This is a genomic window from Nocardia sp. NPDC005745, from assembly GCF_040630775.1.
Lineage (GTDB): Bacteria > Actinomycetota > Actinomycetes > Mycobacteriales > Mycobacteriaceae > Nocardia.
On sequence record NZ_JBEXYF010000010.1, the window covers coordinates 165571 to 189917 of the forward strand.

A 24347-nucleotide genomic window follows, 5' to 3' on the forward strand; every position below is an offset into this window, starting at 1 on the left:
ATTCGTGACGCGGGCCGGCGTTCGCATCGCCGCACCCGCGAAATAACGTCGGCCGGCACCCGATTTTGGCAGGATGGCCTCATGCCGACTCCGTCGCAACATACCAAGCCTGCGCCGCCCCTGCGTCGATTGTCAACGCCGCGAGCCGCCGCATCGGCAGGGGTGGTCTTCGCGGTGTTACTCGGTACAACGCTGGTCTTGATTCGGATCACAATGCCGAAACACGCCGAGGATTCGACGCAATGGCTACAGGATCGGCACGGCGTGATCACTACGGCGACAGTGCTGATGCCCTTCGCCGGAATCAGCTTTCTGTGGTTTATCGGCGTCGTACGCGACGGGTTCGGACAGTATGAAGACCGGTTCTTCCTGTCGGTATTCTTGGGCAGCGGACTGCTCTTCCTGGCGATGATGTTCGTCGCGACCGCCGGTGCCGCGGGCCTGGTGATGAGCAACGACAGCGTTACCGACCAGGGCGCTCGCGCCGAGGTGATCAACTTCGGGAGGATGGTGGTGGTTTCGGCGAGCCAAACCTACGCGTTGCGGATGGCCGCGGTATTCATGATCTCGCTCGCGACGATTTGGGCGAAGACAAGGCTGATGCCCCGTTGGCTCGTCGGTCTCAGCTACCTGCTCGCTGTGGCGCTGCTGGTCGGCAGCGAGATGAACCGGTGGGTGACGCTGGTGTTCCCGGTGTGGGTGCTCGTGGTCAGCGGCTTGCTGCTGGCTCGCGCCGGACTGATCGACCAGCAGCGCGACGAGCGCGGTGAATCGCGGCGGCAGCTTTCATGAACGAAACACCGTCGCGGCATTCGCCCGAGTTGAAAATGCTCTATCAGGCGGTGGCGGACCGACACCTGCAACACGACAACCTGCTCTGGCAGGTACCGGCCGTCAGCCTCACAGCTCAGGCCTTCTTGTTCAGTATCTCGATGGGAGCGGGCAACGACGCCGTCGCGCGGATCGCCTCCTCGCTGCTCGCGCTGAACGTGTCGGTCATCTCGATCATGCTGATGGCGAGCCATCGCCTCGCCGCACGTAAGGATGCGCTCTGGCTGGAGCGTTTCGAACAGAACGAACTAGCGGCCGGAACCTGGGGCGCACACGGCACGGCGTTCGAGACACAACAAGACATCGCCGACCTGGACGCCGGATGGGTGGGCAACCTGATACCGAGGCGGCAGATGTTCACGGTCTGGGTCGTCGGACTCGCCTGCTTCGGCCTGGCCGCCGTCTTCATGATCCTACGGACACTCATCGGCCTCGCCCGATGAGCGGATCTCACCCGGCCGGGCGCGGATGGGCCCCGAAACGGAGACTCCCAGCATCTGGTGCACCCCGTTCTCTAGTGGCTTCCGGCCGATCGCAGTAGCCTGGTTGAATCACGTCCTTTCCTCATCGTCGCGGAAGAGGTCATCGCTTCGGCCGGAGCGCCGGTGTCGAAGCCGCCAGGTCCACGCAGTCGCGAGAGGGTTTGGCGCCGGACCGTCCTGCACAGGGTGTGGTTCGGCAATTTCACCGCACGGTTGACGCTCGCCGTGCGAGACCGTAACAACCGGGTCGGGGTCGAGAACAAAACAAGCGCGTCATAGTCGGCGCAGCCGGGCACTGTCTGTCTCGGCAGATTTCGCTCACCCGCTGGCCGTCACGTCGTTCGACGGCACCACATCGCTGGTCGGCTGCAATGCACGCGCATCGAACCAATCACTCGATATCGAGGGAACAAATATGTCCAGCAAAATGATGAAGTTCGTCGCCGCAACCGCTATTGCCTTGCCCCTGGCCACCCTCGCAGCTCCGGCGGCTTCGGCCACGCCCCTTGGAACGGCGCCCGCGAGTTCGACATCCACAGCGGTCGTTCCTGCCGGGGGAACAGGATCAGGAGCAGGATCAGGATGGGGATCGGTGGCAATCTGCTTCCCCTTGGGCAGTGTGGTCTGGTGCATCTGAGACCACCGGCCAACGTCTGCACGCAGTCGGGAAGGAGCCCCGAATAGACGACCTGGCATCCCCGGATTCCGCCTTCCTGGCGCCGGGGATGCCCCCACAACGCCAGACATATCGGCAATCAGGGCCCGTGTGCGTTGTTTCGTCGACGGGAGGTATGCCATGCCACAACTGAACATCTATCTCGAAGGCGGACCGGATGGTCTGGCCGAACACGCTCTGCCGCTTGCGCCGACCGCTGAAATCAAGATTCCCTATCGTGGCGGCTACGAACACTTCATCCCGACACCACGGTTTCGCAATACCGCGATAGGCCGCGCCCGTGTTTTCGAGTGGACCTACCGGACCATATCGCCGAACAGCTCGTAGGCCCTCCGCCACCCGATTCCGGCACAGTCCGCACTTTTCATCGCCATTTGCGGCTCTCGTGTCATGATGTGAGGCGATTCCGCGGCTCGCTTCGATGTGAGCGGCGAGCCGGATCGAACACAGGATGCGGGGGTTTCCGAGCCTCGGGTACCTCGCTCGAACCGCGCAGGGGGAGCGGAATGAGGGTATTCCTCAGCCACACGAGCTACGACGCCGGAGTGGTCAGGTACTTGCGCAGCCTGCTGGAACACGACCTCGGGGTCGAGTTCTTCCTCCTCCCCGACGACGCGCCGCACGGTCTTCCTTGGATCGAACAGATCAAGCTGGGTGTCGAGAACAGTGACGAATTGTTCACCGTGATCACCCCGGAGTCGGTGCACCGCCCTTGGGTCTCGGCCGAATGGGCATGCTTCTGGATGCAGGGTAAGCCGACGACACCGCTGCTCCTCGAGGTCGGCGTCGACCGGTTGTGGGAGCCGATGCGCGCGTTCCAAACTGTCGACCTGCTCGACGTATCGTCGCTGACCCGCTTTCTTCGCACCATCGCCGACCGAACCGGGTGCGAACCGACCTCCGGTGTGACTCCTGTGGCGCACCAGATGGTCAGGGAGATCCCGCGCATCCGTGAGCGGCAGGCCGTAGCGGATCTGGAGCGCACCCTGGAACGGCTGCAACGCACCGTCACCGCGAATCACACCAATGTGCGGGCTGGTGACGTTCGAGCACTCATCGCTCGTGATCGCCTGGACGATCTGATCGCGATCGCGATCTCGGCGCAGGCCGCGCAAGTCAAGCAGAAACAGATCGCCGTGCACCTGGTCGATCTCGGGCGGTTCGGAGAAGCGGCACGGATCGGCGAACATATGCAGAACAGGGCGGAGATTCGCAATATCTGCCTGCAGATAGTCAAGGCGATACCGCGCGGCGCGACCGGATCCTCCGATGAATGGGCCGCGCTGGACCGTCTGCATCCGAAGCTCGGCAAACCCCAGCGTCGGGACGTGCTGGAATTCATGGACCAGAACGGTGTGGCTCCCCTCGGCCGCTGGGCGCCTGCGGATGCGTTGGACGAGGGTGGCGGATGACGAACCGGCCTGCGGCTTCAGCCGCGCACGCCGCGCTCGAGCCGGGAGCGATCACTTCGGCATGATGGGGTGCGAGCGGGTCTAGGCTACGGATTCACGTTGTGTCGCGGTGACGTGCGTTCTCGCTCTCGAACTTCAAGGCCACCGAATGGTGGCGGCTCAGAACGAAAGATGGTGCTGACGATGGCAAAGCCCGGCGACATGCTCGTGATCCCCGACACGGAATTCACCTTGAGGTTCATCACCACCGGTGCCGAAACCGACGGTCAGCTGCTTGTGACCGAGTGGTCCGCACCGATATGGAGCGGTCCGCCGCCCCATTGGCATACGTCGATGACCGAGTCCTTCCATGTCTTGGCGGGTGTCATGACGTTCACGCTCAACGGATCCACGAGACCTCTGTGTGTGGGGGAGAGTGTCACCGTTCCCCCTGGCGAACATCATGACTTCAGCAATGACGGTCCGGACGTCCTGCGATGGCGACAGGAGAACAGGCCCGCTCTCCATCACGAGCAACTCTTCGAGTTGTTCCACACGATCATGACCAGGGAGGGCATCTCGGGCGCGCCGCAGCTGGGTGAAGCTGTCCGCCTCTTCCGGTATCTGGACGGCGGGATCAGCAGGATGTCCAGCTAGTTGCTAGTCCGCTCGTCTGAGCGCCGGCCTGCGCGATGTGGCACGGCGCCTTGCCGCACGCCTGTGCTTGTGTCCCGCACCTAGCGGGATCTGTCCGATTCGTGAGGTGTCCAGACCACTCTTACCGGCAGAGCGCCATGCCTTCCTCGGTTCTAGCGTTATCCGAGCTTCGGCGCTGTCGAGCCGCTACGACGGCGCCGGTGGAGGAACGCTGTGGTTGTGGAGGAAGCAAGCGATGAAACGAAGTATCCACGTCGGCGCAGGGCTCGCGGCTGCGGCTGTTGCCGATTCGGGCAGGGTGCAGGCAAGGATCAAGTTGGTCTCCCGCTTTGGGGTGCACGCACTCGGGGTGCTGGCGGCGGTGTCCGCCCTGGCCGCAGGGGTGATCGCGGCGTCTCCGGCCGCCAGCGCCGACTCGCCGTCGATCACCGGTTCGTGGGCGGAGGACGACCGGACCGTGCAGTTGCGGGTGCATTCCGCGGCGATGGGGCAGGACATCATGGTGAAGGTGCTGCGTCCGGCCGACCGTTCGGTGCCGCGGCCGACATTGTATCTGTTGAACGGTGGCGGCGGTGGCCAGGACAGCGCGACCTGGCAGAAGAACACCGACGTGCTGAGCTTCCTCGCGGGCAAAGACGTGAATGTCGTGCAGCCGGTGGGCGGCCGCTGGAGCTATTACGCGGATTGGCGCTCCCCGGACCCGAAACTCGGTGTGTACAAATGGAAGACGTTCCTCACCGAGGAGTTGCCGCCGCTGATCGACGCCGAGTTCGGCACCACCGGCGTGAACGCCATCGCGGGCTTGTCCACCTCCGGAACCTCGGTACTGCAGCTGCCGATCGCCAAACCCGGTCTGTATCGAGCGGTCGCGGCGTACAGCGGTTGTGCGCAGATCAGCGATCCGATCGGCCGCGAGTTCGTGAAATTGGCAGTCGAGAGCTGGGGCGGCGGCGACACCGAGAACATGTACGGCCCGCCAGAAGACCCGATGTGGGCGGCCAACGACCCGTACCTGCACGCCGAGCAACTCCGTGGCATACGCCTGTTCTTGTCGACCGGGACCGGAGTGCCGGGCATGTATGACACTTACAACGGCGCGTATGCCCAGCCGGGACCGCGCGGCTACCTCAATCAGCTGGTGCTGGGCGGCGTGATCGAGGCCGCGGTGAACTGGTGCACCCACAACATGCGCGACCGCCTGAATGCCCTCGGTATCCCCGCCACCTACGATTTCCAGCCCACCGGGACCCATTCCTGGGGCTACTGGCAGGAGGCGTTGAAGAATTCGTGGCCGGTGCTGGCCGACGGGTTGGAGCTGCCGCACTGATTGCCCGGGGAGGGAGGGCTGGGCGGCCGGCGGCCTCGACCACGCGGTAGCGCCCGACGCCCCGGGCCCCGCCGTGCGCCACCTTCGCGTGCACCGGAATCGAGCATGGCCCGAACTCGAGTACCAAGCGGTGCTACTGCATGATCGCCTGAATGCTCTGGGCTCTCGATTATTCAGCTCGATCCGGCATTCGGATCGGGTAAGTCTGGGCGATCCGCACAGGAGCGGGTGATTCGCCGGTGTCGAATGGTCCGATTCCGTAGTGGTGGATCTCCGGTCCAAATCAGCGGAAGCCGGTAGGCCCGGAACTCGGCCGTGGCGGATACTGGCCCGCATGACCGATGCCCTGGTGGACTCGCACTCCCTGCCGGCTGAGTTGCGTCCCTATCTGGATGGTCTCGTGCGTCGCACCCGCGCCGTCTGTGGAGGTCATCTGATCAGCGTCTTCGCGGTAGGGTCGATCGCGCTGGACGACTACAGGCACGGGCGCAGCGACGTCGATGTGACAATCGTCGCCGACCCATCGATCCCCGCGCGGGTACTGCGGGAACTGGCCGAATCGCTCGCCCACGCCTCGCTGCCCTGCCCCGCGGCCGGGCTGGAGCTGGTGGTCTACGGCGCGGACTTCGTCGCCGAACCATCCGGCGCGGCTGGCTACCTCATGGACCTCAACACCGGCCCGATGTTGCCGAACCGCGTCAGCTTCGATCCGGCGGAATCATCGGACTTCTGGTACGTCATCGATCGTTCCATCGCTCACCAGGCCGGGCGTCTCCTGTTCGGAACCCCTGTACGGCAGGTCCTCGCAGCACCGTCAAGGCTCGACCTGTACGCGGCGATGCGGGCTTCGGTCCGGGAGCACGCCGGGGGAGCGGGGCATCTGGGCGACAACCGGGTGCTGAACGGCTGCCGGATGGCAGCGTTCTGCCGCACGGGTCGCTGGCCGGCCAAACGCGAAGCGGCACAGATGATCGCCACATCCGAGGAGAAATTCCGCCCCCTCGTCGAAACCGCCCTGCGCAGCTTCCAGCGCCCCCGCTCGGCAGCGCTTCCGCTGCCCGCGACCGACGTTCGAACCTTCCTCACTTGGGTGGGGGAGCGCGTCGAGGAAGCTGCGATCCACGCGTTGGTCGATGGTCAGCGGGGAGATGCGGACCTGCGCCGGGGGAACGTGAAGTCCTCCGAAGTGAATGACTGACTCGATCCGCGTCGGAAACCCGGCTTTCGAAGACAGTCAATAATGTCGTTACTCGGATATGCGCATCTGGCTATAAATTTGTCCTGAACAATGCTCGGTGGGAATAAAAGCCGGAGAACGAAGGGCGCTAGGCCTGTTCGCTGGCCATGTAGTGCACACGCACCGGTACATCGTCGGCCCAGGGCTGGCGGGTGACCATGTCGGCGACCTTCACCTCTCCGCGTTCGAATTCGCCGGTGGCCGCGTCGACGAGGCGGTATTGCTGGGTCTGCTTGTGGATCGGCTGGGCGTCCAGGAGGACCACGCGTACTTCGCCGGGTTCGAAGTTGCAGCGCCGGTGCATGGCGGCGATGAGTTGTTCGTTGTGCATGTGGCCGTCGCCGAAATTCCAGCCTACGGCGGTGCTACAGATGCGTTCGCCGTCGGTGATGGTGTACTCGTCTTCGCGGCCGGGCGGCATGGCGCGGTGGACGAGCGTGAACAGTGCGCGGCCGTGGGTGTTCATGGCACGGAAGGCGTATCCCAGGTACATCGGAATCTGCGCGCGGTCCTTCCCGTAGAACCGCTCCAGCTGCGCCTGCGGCATGCTCGCGATGGCGACGATGCTGGTGCCGATCTTCTGCGCGGCCGAGGGTTTGACGCACCACATCGTGGTGTCCCAGTTCCCCGCGTAGTACCGCATGCCCGGCAGGAAGGAGATCTTGCGCGGGAACAGGTTTCCGGCGATCGCGATGCTCGCGGTCACGCCGAACAGCACTGCGACCGGTACCGGATTTCGCAGGCTGCTCAGGCCGAGGTCGGCATGCGCGACGAACAACGCGGCGATGCCGAAGATCATGAAGACGTTCCATTCCAACGGCACGCCCATCGGAATGGCGGTCAGGATCGCCAGATGGAAGCACACCATGACGAACGCCGCGACGGCGGTCGGCCACCCGCCGGGGGAGAAGAACAGCGCCGGCGGAACGCACATCTCGACGACGGTGCCGCCGTGGGCGAAGACGCGGGACAACCGCCCTGGCCGCAGATCGTCGGGGAAGCGTTCGAAGAAGGCGCGCTTGAGTGGTTTCGGCCGGAACACCGGACTGTTGGACATCATCGTGGAGACCACGAAAGGGAAGTGCTTGTTCAGCTTCGATGTGGCCGCGCCCATCCAGATCACGACGAAAACCGCTTTCGCGGCGACGATCGAATCGGCTCCGGGGAAAAGGAAAGCGATGGTTAGCGTGGCGTAGACCTCGCCCCGGGCGGCCAGAAAGATCACCTTGTCGCGCAGGCCGATGACGCCCAGCAGGCCGAGAACCGCCGCGACCTGCCAGTGCGGCAACAAACCCACGGTGGTGTCCAGTTCCGGGATCGGGCCGGTGCCGTCGGACAGCAAGGCGACCGTTGTCGTCGCCAGCAGCGCCGCGTACACAGCGATGTCCACCGGGGTGCGGTTGTCGCCCTTGGTGAGCGGTACCCGATCCGGCCATGGTGGCAGCCGAATAGTGTTGGGGCGCAGCCAATACAGGATCGAGCCCAGCGGCGGGAAGTATCGGTTGTTGAGTGGGCCGAAGCCGCAGCCCAGCCCGACCACCTCGAACAGCAGCGTGTACAGCACGATCTTCTGGAAGACGATCGGTTCCGCCCACCAGGCGCTGACGTTGGTGAATCCGTCGATGCCCGCCGTGGTCAGCGCGACCAGCATGCCGCCGAGCACGTACAGACAAATCTTGCCGACGTAGAACAGGTGCAGCACCACGGGTGTCCCGAACCCCACTTCGGCCCAGTGCCGGGCCATGGGACGGATGCGCTCGCCACGCGTGCCCTTGCTCCATTCCGCCAGGTCGACCACGGGCAGGTCGGGCTCGAGAAACCCCATCAAGCACGCTCCGATCGCGAACGCCCGAGGCACGGCCGGGGCCCCGAGGTTCCCGATACGGTGACAGGTGCGGCATTTGCTGTCAACGACTCCCGCGTCGCCTCCCGTGTCCGGTTCGGGCAAGATCGAGGCCATGGAGCCGACTCCGAAAGCGCCGCTGCCCAGGAGCATCGACGAGTTCCGCGTGCTCGCGACCTCCCGGCTGGCGGGATTCCCGCGCATCGAGGTCGCCGACGCGCCCGGTGTGCGCCGCGCGGCGGTGGTGTTGTGTGTGGTCGAGGAGCCCGATGGACCACCGGCGGTGATCGTCATCAAGCGGGCCTACCGTGGCCGCAACGCCGGACAGTGGGGATTGCCCGGTGGCCGCTTGGACGAAGGCGAGACCGCGGAACAAGCCGCCCTGCGTGAACTGCACGAAGAATTGGGGCTGCACGCGCGTCCCGAAGATCTGCTCGGCGCGCTCGACGACTTTCCCGCCGCGTCCGGCTTCACGATCACGCCTCTCGTTCTGGTGCTGACCGACGCCACGCGATTGCGGCCGAACCCGGACGAGGTCCACTCGGTGCACCTGGTCGACCTCGCCCGGCTCGCCGCCGAGGACACCCCGCGCTGGGTCCGGGCCGAGGACGCGGTACGGCAGGCGGAACTGCGCGACGATGCCGCGCCTGCCGACGAAGCCGGCCTGCTGCAGATGCGGCTCGGCCCGAAGATGACCATCCACGCGCCGACCGGCGCACTGCTGTGGCAGTTCCGCGAAGTCGTCCTGCTCGGTACAGCGCCTTCCGCGGCCCGGGTCGCTCACTTCACCCAACCCGATTGGACGCATCGGTAGGCCTCCTGCCAGGTCCGGCGCGGGAGGTCGACGGCGGTGGAACGTATACGGCCTGCTACCTTGAACGTCGTTCAAGTTCTATGCGGAGGGTTGTCGTGGAGGGTGTCGAGGACTCTCGGGAGCCGAGGGTCGGTATTTCCGCGCGGGACATGGCGCAGATCGCCGTCTTCGCGGCGCTGATCGCGGCGCTGGGCTTGCCGGGCGCCATCACGGTCGGGTTCAGTGGTGTGCCGATCACGGTGCAGACCCTCGGTGTGATCCTGGCGGGTGCGGTGCTCGGGGCACGCAAAGGAACGGCCGCGGTCGTGGTCTTCCTGACGCTCACGATGATCGGCCTGCCGCTGTTGTCCGGCGGCCGTACCGGTCTGACGGCGCTGGCCGGTCCCAGTGCCGGGTACCTGATCGGCTGGATCCCCGCGGCGCTGTTCATCGGACTGTGCACCGCCCGCATCCTGCCGAAATACCCGATCGCGCTCGGTCTGCTGATCAACGCCATCGGCGGCCTGCTGATCATCTACCTGTTCGGCACGGTGGGCCTGCTGCTGCGCACCGACCTGGGCGTCGGAGCGGCCATCACCACGAACTGGGCGTTCATTCCCGGTGACCTGCTCAAAGTGGTCGTCGCGAGCGTCGTGGCCAAAGGAGTGCACCGCGCGTATCCCGGTGTGATCCGTGCCTAGTCGCGAACTCGGCGGCGCGGGCGACGCGCCTGCCCTCGACTTCGACGGCCACACCTACACCTACCGCGAACTCGACCGGGCTATCGAGCGATGGATCGCCCGGGATCCGGACGCGGCCGTCTACGACGCGTCGGCCCTATCCGTCGCGGACGCGCTGATCTGCGTCTGCGCCGCGGCACGGCGCGGTATCCCGGTCTTCGTGGAGAATCCCGAAGCCCGCCCGCACCGGACGGGCATACCGCCCGCGGCGTTCTTGCTGGTGGCGACCTCGGGCTCGACCGGTCGTCCCAGGCCGCTCGCGCGAACGGCCGCCTCCTGGTACGACAGCTTTCCGGCGTTCTCGGCGATCACCGGCGTGGAACCGGCCGACCGCGTCCTGATCACCGGGCCGTTGCACGCGACCATGCACCTGTTCGGCGCACTGCACGCGTTGTGGCGCGGCGCGTGCGTCACCGACGATCCGGCGCGAGCCACGGTGGTGCACGCGGTTCCCGCGGTACTGCGTGCGGTGGTGCGCACCTGCCCGCGTCTGCGTACGGCGATCGTGGCGGGCATCGCGCTGGACGACGGCGCCTTGTCGGCGGCAGGCGAGGTGGAGGTGGTCGAGTACTACGGCTCCTCGGAGGTCTCGCTGGTGGCGGCACGCCGCGTTCCCGAGCCGATGCGGCTGCTCGACGGAGTCGAGGCCGAGGTGCGCGACGGACTGCTCTACGTTCGATCGCCGTACCGTGTGCTCGGCGCACCCGATTGGTTCGGAGTCGGCGACCTCGCCGAACTGGGCCCCGATCGCGAGCTGACCGTCCTGGGCAGGGGTGACTGCGCGATCAATGTCGGTGGCACCACCGTGGTCGCCGAGGAGGTGGAGCGCGTCCTCGAATCGTTCGACGGCATCGTCGCGGTGGCCGTGATCGGCTCGCCGCATGCCGTTTTCGGTGAAACCGTCACGGCCGCTGTGCAGTTGGACGACGGCGCGGGACTCGACGAGATCCGGTCGCGAGCGCGTCGCGTGCTGGCCAAGGAGGCGATGCCGCGCCGGTGGGTGCCACTGCCCGCGCTGCCGCGAACCGCCGCGGGAAAGGTCGCCAGGGGCAGGCTGAAAGACTTGCTGACATGAGTCCGGTCCCCGTTCTGGTAGCGCCGCGCCGTACGCCGATCGGCAACGCGGGACATGGATTGGCGGACCTGACCGTCACCGACCTCGCCGCTCCTGTGCTGCGCGACGTGCTGGCCTCGCTGCGCGGCGCGGGCGTGGACGCCGACGTGGACGACGTGGTGCTCGGCAATTGCCTGGGACCCGGCGGCGATCCAGCCCGTGTCGCCGCACTGCGGGCGGGGCTGGGTGTGCACGTCCCCGGCGTCACCGTGGATCGGCAGTGCGGGTCGGGCTTGGACGCGGTGATGCAGGCGGCGTTGCGGGTGTGTAGCGGCGCGGACGAACTGATCCTCGCCGGAGGCGTCGAATCGGCGAGTACCGCTCCGTGGCGCTTCTGGCCGCCGGTGGCCGGCGCCGAGCCCGTGCGGTACACCCGGGCTCCCTTCGCGCCACCGGGCTTTCCCGATCCGGACATGGGCGCGGCCGCCGATGATCTCGCGCGAGCGCGCGGCATCAGCCGGGAACGGCAGGACGCCTACGCGGCCCGTTCGCACACGCTCGCCGCGGCCACCGACTTCTCCGCGGAGATCGTGCCGATCGGTGACGTGCACCGCGACGAACGTATCCGCGCGGGCATGACCACTGCCCGGCTCGCGCGCCTTCGCCCGAGCTTCGGCGTCGACGGCACGGCCACCGCGGGCAACTCCTGCGGCATCTCCGACGGCGCCGCGGTCATGGCGGTCACCAGCGAGTCGATGGTCGCCGGGCTGCCCGCGTTGCGGATCCTCGGCTGCGCGGTCGCCGGATCCGATCCCGCGTTTCCCGGTCTCGGGCCCGTGCCCGCGATCCGGAAATTGCTGGGCCGGACCGGCGTCGGTGTGGCGGACCTCGGCGTCATCGAGATCACCGAGGCGTTCGCCTCGGTGGTGCTCGCGGTGGCGGACGAATTGGGCCTCGACGAGTCCACGATCTGCCCGCAGGGCGGCGCCATCGCGATGGGACACCCGTGGGGCGCGTCCGGAGCCATCTTGCTGGTGCGCCTGGCGAGTCGGATGCTGCGGGCGGACGGCCCCGCGCTCGGTCTCGCGGCCTGCGCCATCGGCGGCGGGCAGGGAATCGCCGTGCTCGTGGAGCGAGTGTCATGAGTGAGATCGTCTTCGACTCGGTGCACCACCGTTTCGGTGAGCGGAAGGTGTTGCGCGACATCGACCTGCGGATCACCGAGCCCCGCGTCGGCATCATCGGGTCCAACGGCTCCGGCAAATCGACCTTGGCGCGCATGATCAACGGCCTGCTGACGCCGAGTTCCGGCACGGTCACGGTGGACGGCGTGGACGCCTCCCGCAAGGGCGCACAGGTGCGGCGGAAGGTGGGGTTCGTCTTCACCGACCCCGATACCCAGATCGTGATGCCCACGGTCGCCGAGGATCTCGCCTTCTCTCTGCGGCGGACGGGGCTGAGCAAGCGAGAGATCGCGGCGCGCGTCCAGGAGATCCTGGAACGGTTCGGGCTCGCAGGCCACGCCGAACACCCCGCACATCTGTTGTCCGGTGGCCAGAAACAGCTGCTCGCCCTCGGTGCCGTCCTCATCCGGCGGCCGGAGGTGATCGTGGCGGACGAGCCGACCACGCTGCTGGACCTGCGCAACGCCAGGGTCGTCGCCGACGCGCTGGACAACGTGGATCAGCAGGTGATCGTCGTGACCCATCAGCTGTCGTTGCTGGAGAGCTTCGAACGCGTCATCGTGATCGACGACGGCGCGGTGGCGTTCGACGGAACCCCCGGCGACGCCGTCGCGGCATACCGGGCAGCGGTCGAATGATCGGCCTGTACCGTCCGGGCGATTCGCCGCTGCACCGGATACCGGCCGGGGCGAAGCTGGTGCTGCTGCTCGGGTCGATCGTGGCCACCACGGTGTTCGCGCGAACCCCGCCGCAGGTGCTGGCTACCGCGGGGGTGGTGGCGGTCCTGTTCGCGGTGGCCCGGATCCCTTGGCGCGTCGCGCTGGCACAACTGCGTCCGTTGGTGTGGATGCTGCTGCTCATCGCCGTTTTCCAGGTGCTGATCACCTCGCCCGCGCGAGCCGCGGTGGTGTGCGGGGTGCTGGTGGTCTCGGTGGCGCTCGCGGCGCTGTTCACCCTCACCACGCGGGTGACCGACATGCTCGACGCCGTGACCCGGTGGCTCGGGCCGCTGCGCAGGGCCGGTGTCGATCCGGAGCGGATCGGCCTGCTGCTGGCTCTGGCGATCCGGTGTGTCCCGTTGCTGGCGGGGATAGTGCACGACGTGGCCGAGGCGCGGCGCGCACGTGGCCTGCAATGGTCGATGACGGCACTGGTCACCCCGGTGCTGGTGCGGGCGCTGCGGACGGCCGACGCGATGGGTGACGCCCTCGCGGCGCGAGGGGTGGACGATGACTGAACTGCTCGCCGCGCGGATCGCCCGGCAGGCCGCCGCGAACCCGGCCGCATCCGCGGTGATCACGGGACCCGAGCGGGTGGGTTACGAGCGGTTCTGGTCGAAGGTCGTTCGGGTCGCGGCCGGGCTCGGCGGCATGCGCCGGGTGGCCGTGCTCCCCACGTCCGATGTCGAATCGCTGGTGACGGTGACGGCGGCGATGCACGCCGGGGTGAGCGTCGTGCTGCTGCATCGTCATCTGCTGCCCGCCCAGCTGAGCCGGGTACTCGCGCTCGCCGAGCCGGGAGCCGTCGTGGCCGTGCCGCAGCAGCACCGGCGATTGCGGCGGCTGGGATACGACGGAATCGTGCGGACCGCCGCCACACTGGAATCCGAGGGTGCGGTGGGCCGGGTGGAGCCGGGCGCCGAACTGTTGGTCGGCATCACCTCCGGCACCAGCGGCGAACCGAAACTCTTCGTGCGCGACCAACGGTCGTGGGCCACGACATCGGATCGCTCCGATCGGACGTTCGACATCGGCGCCGGCGACCGGGTGTCGGTGCCCGGCGTGCTGGACCACACCCATTTCCTCTACGGCGCGTTGCACGCCTTGAGCCGGGGCGCGACGGTCGATCTGCGGCCGGTGGGCGATGCGCTGAAAGACGGTGCGACGCATTTATATGCGGTGCCGACGATCGCGTGGGACGTGGTGCGGGCGGGTATCGGCCGGTTCGGCGGTGTCCGGGAAGTGCTGTCCTCGGCGGCCCGGTGGCCGCGCACGGGCCGGGAAGCGTTGCAGGAGGTCCTGCCGAACGCCTCGCTCGTGCACTTCTACGGTGCGTCCGAATTGAGCTTCGTCTCCTTCGATCGCGGGCTCGGCAGCACGGACGAGAAGTCCGCGGGTGAACTGTTCCACGGTGTTCAGGCGCGTGTTCGCGACGGCTTGGTGTACGTGCGCAGTGACATGCTCTTCGACGGCTATCTCACCGAGGACGGTGTGGTCGGCGGGCCGGTGGACGGGTGGATGACGGTCGGCGACCGGGGCGAGGTGATCGGCAACCAGCTGCGGCTGTTCGGCAGGGACAGCGACATGTTGATCCGGGCCGGTCTCAATGTGGAACCCGCGGCCGTCGAAGCGGCGCTCACGGCGATACCGGGTGTCGCCGAGGCCGCCTGCGTCGGCGTGCCCGACGCACGCATGGGTGAGGCGCCCGCGGCGGCGATCGTGGTGGGCGCTGCCGCACCGGGCGCCGAGGAGATCTGGCGGCGGCTGCGCGCCACCTTACCGAGTCCGAGTATGCCGGTGCAGGTGCTGGTCGTGGACAGCCTGCCTCGCACGCCGCGGGGCAAGCTGGATCGGGCCGCGCTGGCCTCGACGCTGGCCGCGCACCGTCGTGGCGGTCGCCCTGCCGAGGCCGATCACTGACCGCCGGCGCTTCGCTCCGATGGACGAGGACTCGCCTGTATCCCCGAATCGGCGGTGCGACAAGCAAAAGCACCGCCCGCGCACTGGGTGCGCGGCCGGTGCGGGCCGTTCAGAGCTTCGCCGGCAAACCGGCCGACCGGGTCGGCTCGACCGATGACGCGCCGAACCACGTGGTGTAGAACATGATCGCCAGCGCACTGAGCGAAGCGACGAGCGCGATTCCGGACGGAATCGGGTACGCCGCCATCTGCGCGGCGAGGAACCGAATGCACAGCAGCACACCGGTGCAGACCGCGACCCCCATTGCGACGATCCGGACGCGCGGGCGATCCCAGCCCCGGTCGGGGTCGCGCAGCGCGGATTCGACGGTCAGGCACAGTGCCGCGCCCACGATCAGGTCGACGCCGTAGTGGGCGCCGAGGCCGAGTGTCGCGATGAGCGTGCACACCAGCCAGAACGCGCCGCCCCAGCGCAACCACAGCGGGCCGCGCCGGGAGTGGATGAACAGCGACAGTGCCCAGGCGGTGTGCAGCGAGGGCATGCAATTGCGCGGCGTGATGCCGTCGAAGCGCAGCGCCTCGAGTGAGGACGGCACCGCGGGAACGACGTTCGGCCAGACGTCGGCGATCTGGAAACCCAACCCCTGCGGCCCGTACGCGAGCACCGGCCCCACCACCGGGAACACCACATACCAGATCGGCCCGACGACCCCGAGTGTCAGAAACGTTCGCACCAGGTAGTGCCGTGGCCACGCACCGGTCGTCACGCCGCGCAACTGCCACGCCGCGACCAGCACGGCCGCCAGCGGCAGCTCGAAGTACACCCAGCGCACCACGCCCGAGGCCAGCGGTCCCGCCGCGTCGAGCGCGTGCCCGACCAGCCACGACGGGCTGCCGAGGGCGCGGTCGGCGACTTGCACGTACGGGTCGAGAACCATCGGGCAGGCCCACGCGGTGATGTCCAACCAGATCTCGCTGACCTTCGTCGCGCAGATCAGCAGGACGCCGAAGGCGATGGTGCGCAACGCCGTGCGGCGTCGCTGCTCGTCCCACCGCACGAACGCGATCACCGCCAGTGCGGTCAGCACGAGGGTCGGACCGTTGCCGACGGTGAACGGCCGTCCCTCGGCCGCCCTGATCAGAACGAACACCAGGTCGATGGCGATCGCCGCGGCGACGGCGCCGACCCGTGCGCGAGCCGTGATCCCGACCAACGCCAGCAGGAACCCGGCCCACGGTGTGGTCGCCGACTTCGGTGTTCCGGCATAGTCCCGCAGCAAGCTGGTCAGCGGCCCCAGCGCCCCGATGTGCGCGGCCATGAGCTCACCACCGACCAGCGCGAGCACGATGGCCGCGATACCGCACCACACGACCACCGGCCGGAACCGACGCTCCCGGAGCTCTTCGATACCGACTCGCTCGCCCGGTGGGGTCGAGCTCCCTCGCACGTCGTTCACAAGCACCGACACATCGTAAACACGACATTAACGACGCATGTACGGGGAGATGCCCACACGCGGACGGGCGCCGTGGCGGAGGGTGCGCGATGCGCGGCCGGATCGGCCGGAACGGCGGGCGCTGATATCGCGTGCACGGACACCCGCGATGACTGTGCTGCCGCCGCGGGAAGGTGTGCTGGAGGCATTCCCGTTCGACCTCGGCTATCGAGAGGCGACGGGCACACCGCGTTGTCGATGTGTGCCGCCGGAAGGTTCGACACCGCACCCGCCGAAATCACAGCGCTGTGGGCGGAGACCAGTGGGAGCCCCGGGGACGGTTCAGGCGTAGCGGTCGCTCAACGGATCGCCTCGTCGCCGAGGGGAGCGTGCCGTTGCCATGGACGAATGTGCTCCAGCTGTGCGGCGACCGCCAGCAGCGTGGTCTCGCCGCCGGGCGCCGCGGCGAGCTGGACGCCGATGGGCAGCCCGGCATCGGATTGTCCGGCGGGAACGGATATCGCCGGGTAGCGCACCGTGTTGAACGGCGGCGTGAACGGGATGAAGCGAGGCACGTCGAGCATGGTTCGCAGAAACCCTCTCCCGGCGAAGGCCCCGACGGGCACCGGCGGGGTTGCCAGGGTGGGCGTGAGCAGGAGGTCGTGCTCGGTGAACCACGCAGCGAATCGGCCTGCCTGCCGCGGCGGGGGAGCGTCGGGTACGGGGTGCATCCTCGTGATCACCCGTCCGGCCCGCGCTACCTTGCGGGTCAGCGGTTCGAGGAGATCCGCGCTCAGGTTCGCGGTGTCCTCGGCGACGCCGGCGAAATAGCGTGCGAGGAAGCCGAGCGCGTCCTGCGGCCGCCACGGCGGCGACGCCTCGGTGACGGTATGGCCCGCTTCGCGCAGCGCTTCGGCCGCGGCCAGCATCGCGGTGCGCACCTGAGGGTCGACGGATGCCCCCAGCACCGGTGACCGGGTGGTCATGCCGATCCGCAGCGGCCGCTCGAGCGGAGGCGGCGTCCGGTAGCGGTCGTCGGCGGCGAGCACCCCGAGCAGGAGCGCCGCGTCGGCCACCGTGGTCGCCAGTGGGCCGAACGTCGATATGCCGAGCCAACTCGAGCCGAGTTCGGCAGGGCGCGCGATCACGCCGTCCCCGGGCTTCAGGCCGACGAGCCCGCAGCAGGACGACGGGATGCGGATCGACCCGCCGCCGTCGGAACCGACTGCGAGCGCGGCCATCCCGGTGGCGACCGCCGCCGCGCCGCCGCCGGTGGAGCCGCCCGGCGTGTACGCGTTGTGCCACGGATTGCGGGTGACGCCGTGCGCGGCGCTCTCGGTGACCGGCCACTGACACAGCTCGGGCACATTGGTCTTGCCGATCAGCAGCGCGCCCGCGGCGCGCAACCGGCCGATTAACTCGCTGTCGGAACCGGCCGCGGTCTGGCGTGCCGCGCGGGACCCGTTGCCGGTCACGCATCCGGCGAGGTCGAGGTTGTCCTTCACCGCCACGGGAACCCCGGCGAGCGGAAGGTCACGAAGATCGCCGCGGGTGGCCAGCGCGCGGGCTTCGTGGCGGACCTGCTCGTGGCGCACGATCCGGAAGGCGTTGAGCCGCGGGTCGAGTGCCGCGATGCGGGTCAGGTGCTCGTCGACCACCTCGAGCGGCGATACCGTCCGGCTCCGGACTCCCGCCGCGATCTCGGTCGCCGGCGCGCCCGCCCATGTCATCGCACTCTCCTCGGTACCTCGGATCGCGACGACCGCTGCGGCACCGCCACCGGTCTTCGCGACTCGCCGCCCACGGTAATCGTCGACGGGTCGACCCACAACGACCAGCTCAGGTCGTGCGATAGGTGCGGGCCACGAGTGCCGAGCGCAGGTACCACAGGCCCGACGGCTGGGACGGGTCGAAACCGGTGAGCTGTCCGATCCGCTTGAGCCGGTAGTCCACGGTGTTGGTGTGCACGTGCAGCACGCGCGCCGTGCGCTGCCGGTTGAGGTTGTTGGCGATGTGGCGTCGCAGCGTTTCCAGCAGCTCGGGATGCGCGTCCAGCGGGTCCAGCAGCGAGCCGAGATACTCGCGGCCAGGCCCGGGTCTGGTCAGCTGGTATTCCAGTGCCAGTTCGTCGAAGCGGTAGAGCCCGGCCACCGCCTGCAATCGCTGCACCATGTCGAGCAGTTCGTGCGCCTGATCGGCGGCGGTGGGGATCTTCTCGGGAGTCGCCTCGACCATGGTCGCGGTGACGCCCACCTGCGCGGCGTGCGACAGCTGGGTGACCAGCGCGTCCAACTGCTCGTTGTCCAGATGGCCGGACGGGATGAGCACCGTGCCGCCGTCGACGCTCAGCAGCGACAGCACGGCCTCGCCACAGCGTGTGGCCAGTTCGGCCTGGACCCGGCGCAGTTTCCGGCGCGCGACGACCTTGCCGTCCACCATCGGGTTGTGTTCCTCGCGGTGCGGCGGGATCGCCACGGCCAGAACGGCGTACGACGACGCGATGGCGATGCCGCACTCGCGCGCCATGGTGGAGGTGCTGTGTCCGCCGAGCAGCGCGGAGGTCAGCGTGTGCACGGCGGTGTGGTGCTCACTGACCACCGCGCGCAGCTCGCGGACGTAGGCCATGGAGACAGCGGAGTTGATCATGTCGAGCATCTCGACGACCATCTTGGCGCCGTCGACGAGATCGTCGTAGTCCTTCATCGTCGCGTCGGACACCACCAGGTCCAGGCCCATCTTGAAGCCTTCGTGGATCGAGTGGTGGATGGTGTCGATCGGCACCCCTTCCCGCGCCCACCCCGCGGCCGCGTCACCGAGCCGCTGGAGTTTCTCCGGAAGGTCCTTCCCGTCGAGCATGCTCACCGCCAGCTCCAGGCAGACCCGGGTGATGGTGGTGACGTCGCCGGCGATCGCGTCACCGGGTAGCGTCCCGCACGGGATGACGTTCTCGACGAAGTGGCCGACCATCTGACGCGCTAGCCCGCGAACATCCTTCAGTGGGGACGACATCGGCTTCCCTGACAGGGTCAGGCTCGGCCGGGCCGAACTGTCGACGGACATTGGCGACTCCCTTCCGCCCACGATTGGTGTGCAGCGCATTCACACTAATCGGTAGATCTCCTTCGCGGACCCGATCGACCGGTTCTGTGAGAGCTGAGAGGGACCGGTCGGTGCGGAGTTGTGAGCGGTCACAGGACCGGGCCGGACAGCGGCTACCGACCCCGCGGCGGGCGGCGGCGGGTTCGGTCGTCGCCGCGAGCGCGGACGGACATGCCGGTAGGATCACCCGCGCCGGGCATGGCCATGTAACGAGGGTCTTGTCCGGCACGTGTCGTGTCCTGGATGGTGTGCAGTGCCCATCCGTCGCGCACGCCACGGCGGAAAGGCAGTGCGGACGCAACGATAGGGGCAGGGCGATGACACCGGCTCTGAGATGTCTTGTCTGGGAACTGGACAACACCTTGTGGGACGGCGCTGTGTGCGACGCGACCGTCGGCGCGTTGCGACCCGCCGCCCTGCGCACCCTGCGCGTGCTCAGCGAGCGCGGGATCTGGCATGCCGTGGCGAGCCGCGGCGAGCGCGAATGGACGCTGGACAAGCTGTACCGGTACGGCGTCTACGAGATGTTCTCGGCCATCGAGATCGGCTGGGGCCCCAAGTCTTCGGCGATCATGCGGATCGGGCGCACCCTCGGACTCGGGCCGGCGGCCATCGGTTTCATCGACCACGAACCGGTGGAGCGCGCCGAGGTCGCCCGTGCGCTGCCCGCCGTGCGCTGTTACGCCGCCCGCAACGCCGACGTCCTGCCGGTGCTGCCGGACTTCCGCCCGGTGTTGCGCACCGGTCCCGCTCCCACGCCGCCGCTCGGGTTCGCCAGGGTGCCCGCGCGCTGAGACGAGCGCGGTGTGGCCATGAAATATGCGCCCGGCCTGCGGGATCGCGTGACCGCGCCGGAGGCTTCCCAGCTGCAAGAGGAGGCGCGCTGGAGTCGTATCGTGTTCATGGACAATGCGGTATCGGTGAATCGGCGGCGATAGGTTGTCACCATGAAGTGCTATGGCGTAACCGCGAGCGATGCCGAATCGTGGACCGAGATCGCCAACAGCTTCGTTCCCATGGACTATCGCTACGGCGATCCGGATCGATGGTATTCGGGACTGACGGTTCAGGAGTCTGCCGTCTACCGGTTGTTGCGCTGGGAGCAGCGGGGAACCAGTACCTCCTACCGCACCCGGACGAACATTCGCCACGGTCCCTGTGACGACTTCTACTGGGTCGTCGTCCCCCAGCGGGGCGTGTACTCGGTGCGCTATCGCGGGGAGGAGACGCGAGCGCGACCCGAACAGGCGGCGGTGACCGCGCTCGACGATCTGTGCCAGATCCACATCCCGCTGTTGTCGGCCTACGCGTTCCAGCTGCCCCGTGCCGAACTGGACCATCGCGCGGGACCGCTCGCCGAACGCGGTATGACGATCGACCTCGACTCCGGACTCGGCCGGATCACCCAGGCCATGATCCGCAGCACCCACGACGAACAGGCGAATCTGTCCGACCTCGAGTTCAACGCGGTCTGCGACCGGATCGCGGAGTTGCTCAGCCTGATCTCGCTCGGTGAGACCGGTCCGCAGCGAACCCATCACGCCCATGTCGTCGCGCAGATCCGGCAGTACGTGCGAGCCAATGTCGGCCGGAGTGACGTGCGCCTGCCCGCGGTGGCGCACGCGCTGGGCTGGTCGCCCCGGCAGTTGCGCTCGGTACTGCAGCAGGCCGGCACCACCTACCGCGACGTGCGGCGGGACGAAGCCCTGCGCGCCGCACGCGACCTGCTCGAGGACCCGGCGCGGGAGGACGATCCCATCAGCGCGCTGGCGGTCCGCGCCGGATTCACCCCGGCATGGTTCTCCGCGGCGTTCAAGGCGCGCTTCGGTGAGACGCCGCGGACCTTCCGGCGGCGCCGAGCGGCGGAACGCGCCCTGCCTGGCGACGCGCGTGAGCCGGTGTCTACGTCCTGAACCGGACGGCATCCGGAATCAGCCGGGCAGCAGGCTGATCGACAGGCCGCGCAGCCGGGCCGCGTCGGCGATCACCTGGTATCCCGCCACCCGGTCGCCGCGCACCGTGACGGTGAGCGCCAGCAGCAGCCTGCCGTGCGGAGCGACCACGACGCCCGGGTGACCGTCCACCAGCGCGAGCGCCGCCACCTGTGCACGCCGCCGGAGCAGCACGGTCTCTTCGGCCACCGAGGCCGCGCCGCGTACGGTCGTGGCCACTCCGGCGGGAAGCGCGGCGGCGTCGGCCGTGCGGACCACATCGGGCGCCAGGACGGCCAGGAGCGCGCCGAGGTCGCCGTCGCGTGCCGCGCCGAGAAACGCGTCGACGACATGCCGCTGCGCGGTGAGTCCGGGGGCGGTATCGGCATCCCGCACGCGGTGGCGAGCCCGGCTGGCCAGCTTCTTGGTGGTCGGCGTCGTGCGTCCGACGATCGGCCCGATCCGGTCGAACGGCACCGCGAACAGGTCGTGCAGGACGAACGCGACCCGCTCGTCGGGGCCGAGCCGGTCCAGTACCACCAGCAGCGCCCGGCCGACCGAGTCGATCAGGACTGCCTCGTGCTCCGGTTCGTTCTCGTCGGCGCCGCGTTCGGGCCGGGCGGAGTGGTCGAGCGGTTCCTCGCGCCGCGCGGCCCTGGCGCGCAGCAGGTCCAGGCAGATCCGGGACACGACGGTGGTGAGCCAGCCCGGCAGGTTCCGTATGTCCTCGACGTCGTGGCGGGCCAGCCGCAGCCAGGTCTCCTGCACCGCGTCGTCGGCCTCGCTGGGTGAGCCGAGCATGCGGTAGGCGACCGCGTGCAGGTGGCCGCGCTGGGCCTCGAATTCCCGCGCGAAACCGTCTTCGGTGGGCATCGGTCACCTTTCCGCTCCATGGTCCGTCATCGAGATGACGGATCGGACAGCGCTCAGGTGACCGGGCGCGCCACCTGACGAAAGGGTATTGCCATGGACATCGCTTACGTCGTCGTCACCGTGCTGGCGGCCGTGGCCGCATTGCTCGCGGCGGGCATAGACGTGGTCCGCGCCGAGTGGGTGCGGACGAACATGCGCGCCTACGACGTTCCGGAGTCGTGGCTGACGCCTCTCGCGGTCGTCAAAGCGGTCGGCGGGGCCGGGCTGCTGGTCGGCCTGGCGGTCCCGCCGATCGCGGTTGCCGCGGCGGCCGGGTTGGTCGTCTACTTCGTCGGCGCGGTGGTGACCGTGGTCCGTGCGCGGCAGTACGCGCACATCGGCTACCCGCTGCCATACCTCGCCCTGGCGGCCGCATCGCTGGGACTGTCCGTCGCGGCGTAGCTGCGCGGCGACGCGCGTGGGGCTACTCCGCGAGGATGAACTCGGCCGCCTGCTCGCCGATGAACACCGCGGGCGCGTGCGTGTGGCCCCGGATGAGCAGCGGCATCACCGAGGCGTCGGCCACCCGAAGTCCCTGGACGCCACGCACTTCCAGCCGGGGCGTGACGACGCTGGCGGAGTCGGTGCCCATGCGGCAGGTGCCGACCGGATGGTAGAGCGTGTGGGCGTAGGAGTTGAGCGTCAGTTCGAGCACGGCTTCCGGTTCCGCGGGCGCCTGGGGCGGGTAGATCAGCGGGCCGAGCACCGCCTTCATCGACGGCTCCGCGGCGATGGCGGCGCACACCCGCAATCCGGCCATGATGGCGGCGCGGTCGGCCCCCGCGCTGTCGGACAGGTAGCGCGGATCGATCACGGGTTTGGCGGACGGGTCCGCGCCGGACAGGGTGATCCGTCCTCGGCTCTGCGGGCGCAGCAGCACCGTCGCCAGGATCACCCCGTGCTCGGTCGGGTCTTGAAGTCCTTCGTAGTAGAACGGCGCGGGCGCGAACACCAGCTCCAGGTCCGGGAACTCCAAATCCGGGTTGCTGCGCACGAACCCGTACGCCTCGCCGACGTTCGAGGTGAGCATGCCTCGATGGCGGATCAGGTAGGCCAGCAGCTGACGCGGCCGCTCGGCGCCGAACAGCGAATCGCCCGCGACGCCGTAGCCGATGCCCGCGACGAGATGATCCTGCAGATTCGCGCCGACCTCCGGCGCGTGATGGCGCACCTCGATGCCGTGGCGGGCCAGTTCGTCGCGATCGCCGATGCCGGAGAGCATCAGCAGTTGCGGGCTGTTGATCGCCCCGCCGCACAGCACGACCTCACGCCGCGCGGTCACCGTGTGCGTGCCGCCGCCGTGGCGGTACTCCACGCCCACCGCGCGCGTGCCGTCGAACAGGACCCGGGTGGCCAGCGCCTCGCTGCGCACCGTGAGGTTCGGACGACGCAGTGCCGGCCGCAGATAGGCGTCGGCGGTGCTCCAGCGGCGGCCGGCGCGCTGGGTGACCATGGTCTCGCTGAACCCCTCCGGCTGCGGACGGTTGGGCGGCTCCACCCGGTAGCCCGCCTCCTGCACAGCGGCCAGGTAGGCGGCGGTGAGCCCGCGCGGGCTGCGCTGCCGGGAGACGTGCAGCGGACCCTCGGTGCCTTCGTCGGGGTATTGGGCGTTCTCCACGCGTTCGATGCGGCGGTACTGCTCGACGGCCGCGGCGAAACCCCACTCCTCGCCCGCCAGCAGCGCCCACTCGTCGTAGTCCGCACGGAATCCGCGCACCCACATCATGGCGTTCATCGAGGACGAGCCGCCGAACATCTTGCCGCGCGGCCAGTAGATCTCGCGGTTCTTCAGTTCCGGTTGCGGCGTGGTGAGGTAGTCCCAATCCACCTCGGAGCGGAACAGTTTGGCGAATCCGGCGGGGATGTGCGCGAACTTGTTCTTGTCCGGCGGGCCCGCTTCCAGCAACGCCACCGTGGTGCCCGGATCGGCGCTGAGCCGATTGGCCACCACCGCGCCCGCTGATCCCGAGCCGACGACGACGTAGTCCGCGGAAAGCTCACCAGGTTGCACTGTTCCCACTCCGATCTGCACCGACTACGGCAAAGATACGAGCATGCCCGCGTCGCGTGGCCGATTTCGGGCAACCCGGCGCGAAGTCGTCCGGCGAAGTCCGCG

Annotated in this window: 24 protein-coding genes; 17 read left to right on the forward strand and 7 right to left on the reverse strand. The window is 68.4% G+C overall.

The genetic code is table 11. The annotated features are described in order from the left end of the window. Positions 1-81 precede the first annotated feature (81 nt). Both ABZ420_RS13635 and ABZ420_RS13640 read left to right on the forward strand, forming a co-directional pair. Positions 82-792, forward strand: coding sequence for a hypothetical protein (locus ABZ420_RS13635; RefSeq protein ID WP_357121451.1), 711 nt, complete (start codon positions 82-84; stop codon positions 790-792). Beyond that, positions 789-1274: a hypothetical protein gene (locus ABZ420_RS13640; RefSeq protein ID WP_357121454.1), complete on the forward strand. Its 486-nt coding sequence runs from the start codon at positions 789-791 to the stop codon at positions 1272-1274. Before ABZ420_RS13635 ends, ABZ420_RS13640 begins: the two co-directional genes overlap by 4 nt. Positions 1275-1631: 357 nt before the next feature. On the opposite strand, the gene ABZ420_RS13645 is transcribed toward ABZ420_RS13640, so the two are convergent. Then, positions 1632-1946: a hypothetical protein gene (locus ABZ420_RS13645; protein WP_357121457.1), complete on the reverse strand. Its 315-nt coding sequence runs from the start codon at positions 1944-1946 to the stop codon at positions 1632-1634. Between the two features lie 163 nt (positions 1947-2109). On the opposite strand from ABZ420_RS13645, the gene ABZ420_RS13650 reads away from it, so the two are divergent. The 5 genes from ABZ420_RS13650 (at position 2110) to ABZ420_RS13670 (ending at position 6562) form a co-directional block, all read left to right on the forward strand. After that, positions 2110-2316: a DUF5988 family protein gene (locus tag ABZ420_RS13650; RefSeq protein WP_357121460.1), complete on the forward strand. Its 207-nt coding sequence runs from the start codon at positions 2110-2112 to the stop codon at positions 2314-2316. Between the two features lie 179 nt (positions 2317-2495). Further along, entirely contained in the window at positions 2496-3401 is a 906-nt protein-coding gene (locus ABZ420_RS13655; RefSeq protein ID WP_357121463.1) for a toll/interleukin-1 receptor domain-containing protein, read from the forward strand. A 171-nt stretch (positions 3402-3572) separates the two neighbouring features. After that, positions 3573-4037 carry a cupin domain-containing protein gene (locus tag ABZ420_RS13660; protein ID WP_357121466.1) on the forward strand — a complete coding sequence of 155 codons (465 nt, stop codon included), beginning with the start codon at positions 3573-3575 and terminating at the stop codon, positions 4035-4037. A gap of 235 nt (positions 4038-4272) precedes the next feature. Continuing rightward, positions 4273-5364: an alpha/beta hydrolase family protein gene (locus ABZ420_RS13665; protein ID WP_357121469.1), complete on the forward strand. Its 1092-nt coding sequence runs from the start codon at positions 4273-4275 to the stop codon at positions 5362-5364. 334 nt (positions 5365-5698) lie between these two features. Next, entirely contained in the window at positions 5699-6562 is an 864-nt protein-coding gene (locus ABZ420_RS13670) for an aminoglycoside adenylyltransferase domain-containing protein (RefSeq protein WP_357121472.1), read from the forward strand. A gap of 127 nt (positions 6563-6689) precedes the next feature. On the opposite strand, the gene ABZ420_RS13675 is transcribed toward ABZ420_RS13670, so the two are convergent. Continuing rightward, positions 6690-8426 (reverse strand): DUF3556 domain-containing protein, encoded by a 1737-nt coding sequence (locus ABZ420_RS13675; RefSeq protein ID WP_357121475.1) that lies wholly within the window; start codon positions 8424-8426, stop codon positions 6690-6692. Positions 8427-8502: 76 nt separating this feature from the next. Here ABZ420_RS13675 and ABZ420_RS13680 point away from each other — a divergent pair, with 76 nt between their 5' ends. From ABZ420_RS13680 to ABZ420_RS13710, 7 genes are all read left to right on the forward strand, one after another. Next, positions 8503-9258, forward strand: a complete 756-nt coding sequence (locus tag ABZ420_RS13680; protein WP_357121478.1) for a CoA pyrophosphatase — start codon at positions 8503-8505, stop codon at positions 9256-9258. 95 nt (positions 9259-9353) lie between these two features. Then, positions 9354-9938 (forward strand): biotin transporter BioY, encoded by a 585-nt coding sequence (locus tag ABZ420_RS13685; RefSeq protein WP_357042097.1) that lies wholly within the window; start codon positions 9354-9356, stop codon positions 9936-9938. Beyond that, positions 9931-11052: an AMP-binding protein gene (locus ABZ420_RS13690; protein WP_357121481.1), complete on the forward strand. Its 1122-nt coding sequence runs from the start codon at positions 9931-9933 to the stop codon at positions 11050-11052. The genes ABZ420_RS13685 and ABZ420_RS13690 overlap by 8 nt, the downstream gene beginning before the upstream one ends. After that, entirely contained in the window at positions 11049-12176 is a 1128-nt protein-coding gene (locus ABZ420_RS13695) for a thiolase family protein (protein WP_357121484.1), read from the forward strand. Before ABZ420_RS13690 ends, ABZ420_RS13695 begins: the two co-directional genes overlap by 4 nt. Continuing rightward, positions 12173-12853: an ABC transporter ATP-binding protein gene (locus ABZ420_RS13700; RefSeq protein ID WP_357121487.1), complete on the forward strand. Its 681-nt coding sequence runs from the start codon at positions 12173-12175 to the stop codon at positions 12851-12853. Before ABZ420_RS13695 ends, ABZ420_RS13700 begins: the two co-directional genes overlap by 4 nt. After that, on the forward strand, positions 12850-13452 hold the full coding sequence (locus tag ABZ420_RS13705; protein WP_357121490.1) for an energy-coupling factor transporter transmembrane protein EcfT: 603 nt from the start codon (positions 12850-12852) through the stop codon (positions 13450-13452). The genes ABZ420_RS13700 and ABZ420_RS13705 overlap by 4 nt, the downstream gene beginning before the upstream one ends. Next, complete coding sequence (locus tag ABZ420_RS13710; protein ID WP_357121493.1) at positions 13445-14854, forward strand: AMP-binding protein; 1410 nt, start codon at positions 13445-13447, stop codon at positions 14852-14854. Before ABZ420_RS13705 ends, ABZ420_RS13710 begins: the two co-directional genes overlap by 8 nt. Positions 14855-14963: 109 nt before the next feature. On the opposite strand, the gene ABZ420_RS13715 is transcribed toward ABZ420_RS13710, so the two are convergent. The 3 genes from ABZ420_RS13715 to ABZ420_RS13725 all read right to left on the reverse strand — a co-directional run bounded on the left by ABZ420_RS13715 (position 14964) and on the right by ABZ420_RS13725 (position 19349). After that, a complete protein-coding gene (locus ABZ420_RS13715) occupies positions 14964-16316 on the reverse strand; it encodes a DUF5933 domain-containing protein (protein ID WP_357121496.1) in 1353 nt (450 codons plus the stop codon). Between the two features lie 332 nt (positions 16317-16648). Then, positions 16649-18019, reverse strand: a complete 1371-nt coding sequence (locus tag ABZ420_RS13720; protein WP_357121499.1) for an amidase family protein — start codon at positions 18017-18019, stop codon at positions 16649-16651. Between the two features lie 109 nt (positions 18020-18128). Next, positions 18129-19349 (reverse strand): helix-turn-helix domain-containing protein, encoded by a 1221-nt coding sequence (locus tag ABZ420_RS13725; protein ID WP_357121502.1) that lies wholly within the window; start codon positions 19347-19349, stop codon positions 18129-18131. A 356-nt stretch (positions 19350-19705) separates the two neighbouring features. Between ABZ420_RS13725 and ABZ420_RS13730 the strand changes: the two genes are divergently transcribed. Continuing rightward, on the forward strand, positions 19706-20182 hold the full coding sequence (locus ABZ420_RS13730) for a hypothetical protein (protein ID WP_357121505.1): 477 nt from the start codon (positions 19706-19708) through the stop codon (positions 20180-20182). A gap of 153 nt (positions 20183-20335) precedes the next feature. Next, the gene (locus ABZ420_RS13735; protein WP_357121508.1) at positions 20336-21301 is read left to right on the forward strand and encodes an AraC family transcriptional regulator; all 966 of its coding nucleotides are present in this window, start codon (positions 20336-20338) and stop codon (positions 21299-21301) included. Between the two features lie 18 nt (positions 21302-21319). On the opposite strand, the gene ABZ420_RS13740 is transcribed toward ABZ420_RS13735, so the two are convergent. Next, positions 21320-22192 carry a sigma-70 family RNA polymerase sigma factor gene (locus ABZ420_RS13740; RefSeq protein WP_357121511.1) on the reverse strand — a complete coding sequence of 291 codons (873 nt, stop codon included), beginning with the start codon at positions 22190-22192 and terminating at the stop codon, positions 21320-21322. Positions 22193-22285: 93 nt separating this feature from the next. On the opposite strand from ABZ420_RS13740, the gene ABZ420_RS13745 reads away from it, so the two are divergent. Continuing rightward, a complete protein-coding gene (locus ABZ420_RS13745) occupies positions 22286-22633 on the forward strand; it encodes a DoxX family protein (RefSeq protein ID WP_357121514.1) in 348 nt (115 codons plus the stop codon). A gap of 22 nt (positions 22634-22655) precedes the next feature. Here the strand turns inward: ABZ420_RS13745 and ABZ420_RS13750 are convergent, their stop codons facing one another. Beyond that, positions 22656-24242, reverse strand: coding sequence for a GMC family oxidoreductase N-terminal domain-containing protein (locus tag ABZ420_RS13750; RefSeq protein WP_357121517.1), 1587 nt, complete (start codon positions 24240-24242; stop codon positions 22656-22658). Positions 24243-24347: the final 105 nt, after the last annotated feature.

Bases quoted from the DNA above. Each gene is read 5' to 3' on its own strand.
- ABZ420_RS13635 (WP_357121451.1), top strand. From the start codon at position 82: ATGCCGACTCCGTCGCAACATACCAAGCCTGCGCCGCCCCTGCGTCGA.
- ABZ420_RS13640 (WP_357121454.1), top strand. From the start codon at position 789: ATGAACGAAACACCGTCGCGGCATTCGCCCGAGTTGAAAATGCTCTAT.
- ABZ420_RS13645 (WP_357121457.1), bottom strand. From the start codon at position 1,946: ATGCACCAGACCACACTGCCCAAGGGGAAGCAGATTGCCACCGATCCC.
- ABZ420_RS13650 (WP_357121460.1), top strand. From the start codon at position 2,110: ATGCCACAACTGAACATCTATCTCGAAGGCGGACCGGATGGTCTGGCC.
- ABZ420_RS13655 (WP_357121463.1), top strand. From the start codon at position 2,496: ATGAGGGTATTCCTCAGCCACACGAGCTACGACGCCGGAGTGGTCAGG.
- ABZ420_RS13660 (WP_357121466.1), top strand. From the start codon at position 3,573: ATGGTGCTGACGATGGCAAAGCCCGGCGACATGCTCGTGATCCCCGAC.
- ABZ420_RS13665 (WP_357121469.1), top strand. From the start codon at position 4,273: ATGAAACGAAGTATCCACGTCGGCGCAGGGCTCGCGGCTGCGGCTGTT.
- ABZ420_RS13670 (WP_357121472.1), top strand. From the start codon at position 5,699: ATGACCGATGCCCTGGTGGACTCGCACTCCCTGCCGGCTGAGTTGCGT.
- ABZ420_RS13675 (WP_357121475.1), bottom strand. From the start codon at position 8,426: ATGGGGTTTCTCGAGCCCGACCTGCCCGTGGTCGACCTGGCGGAATGG.
- ABZ420_RS13695 (WP_357121484.1), top strand. From the start codon at position 11,049: ATGAGTCCGGTCCCCGTTCTGGTAGCGCCGCGCCGTACGCCGATCGGC.
- ABZ420_RS13700 (WP_357121487.1), top strand. From the start codon at position 12,173: ATGAGTGAGATCGTCTTCGACTCGGTGCACCACCGTTTCGGTGAGCGG.
- ABZ420_RS13705 (WP_357121490.1), top strand. From the start codon at position 12,850: ATGATCGGCCTGTACCGTCCGGGCGATTCGCCGCTGCACCGGATACCG.
- ABZ420_RS13710 (WP_357121493.1), top strand. From the start codon at position 13,445: ATGACTGAACTGCTCGCCGCGCGGATCGCCCGGCAGGCCGCCGCGAAC.
- ABZ420_RS13720 (WP_357121499.1), bottom strand. From the start codon at position 18,019: ATGACATGGGCGGGCGCGCCGGCGACCGAGATCGCGGCGGGAGTCCGG.
- ABZ420_RS13725 (WP_357121502.1), bottom strand. From the start codon at position 19,349: ATGTCCGTCGACAGTTCGGCCCGGCCGAGCCTGACCCTGTCAGGGAAG.
- ABZ420_RS13730 (WP_357121505.1), top strand. From the start codon at position 19,706: ATGACACCGGCTCTGAGATGTCTTGTCTGGGAACTGGACAACACCTTG.
- ABZ420_RS13735 (WP_357121508.1), top strand. From the start codon at position 20,336: ATGAAGTGCTATGGCGTAACCGCGAGCGATGCCGAATCGTGGACCGAG.
- ABZ420_RS13740 (WP_357121511.1), bottom strand. From the start codon at position 22,192: ATGCCCACCGAAGACGGTTTCGCGCGGGAATTCGAGGCCCAGCGCGGC.
- ABZ420_RS13745 (WP_357121514.1), top strand. From the start codon at position 22,286: ATGGACATCGCTTACGTCGTCGTCACCGTGCTGGCGGCCGTGGCCGCA.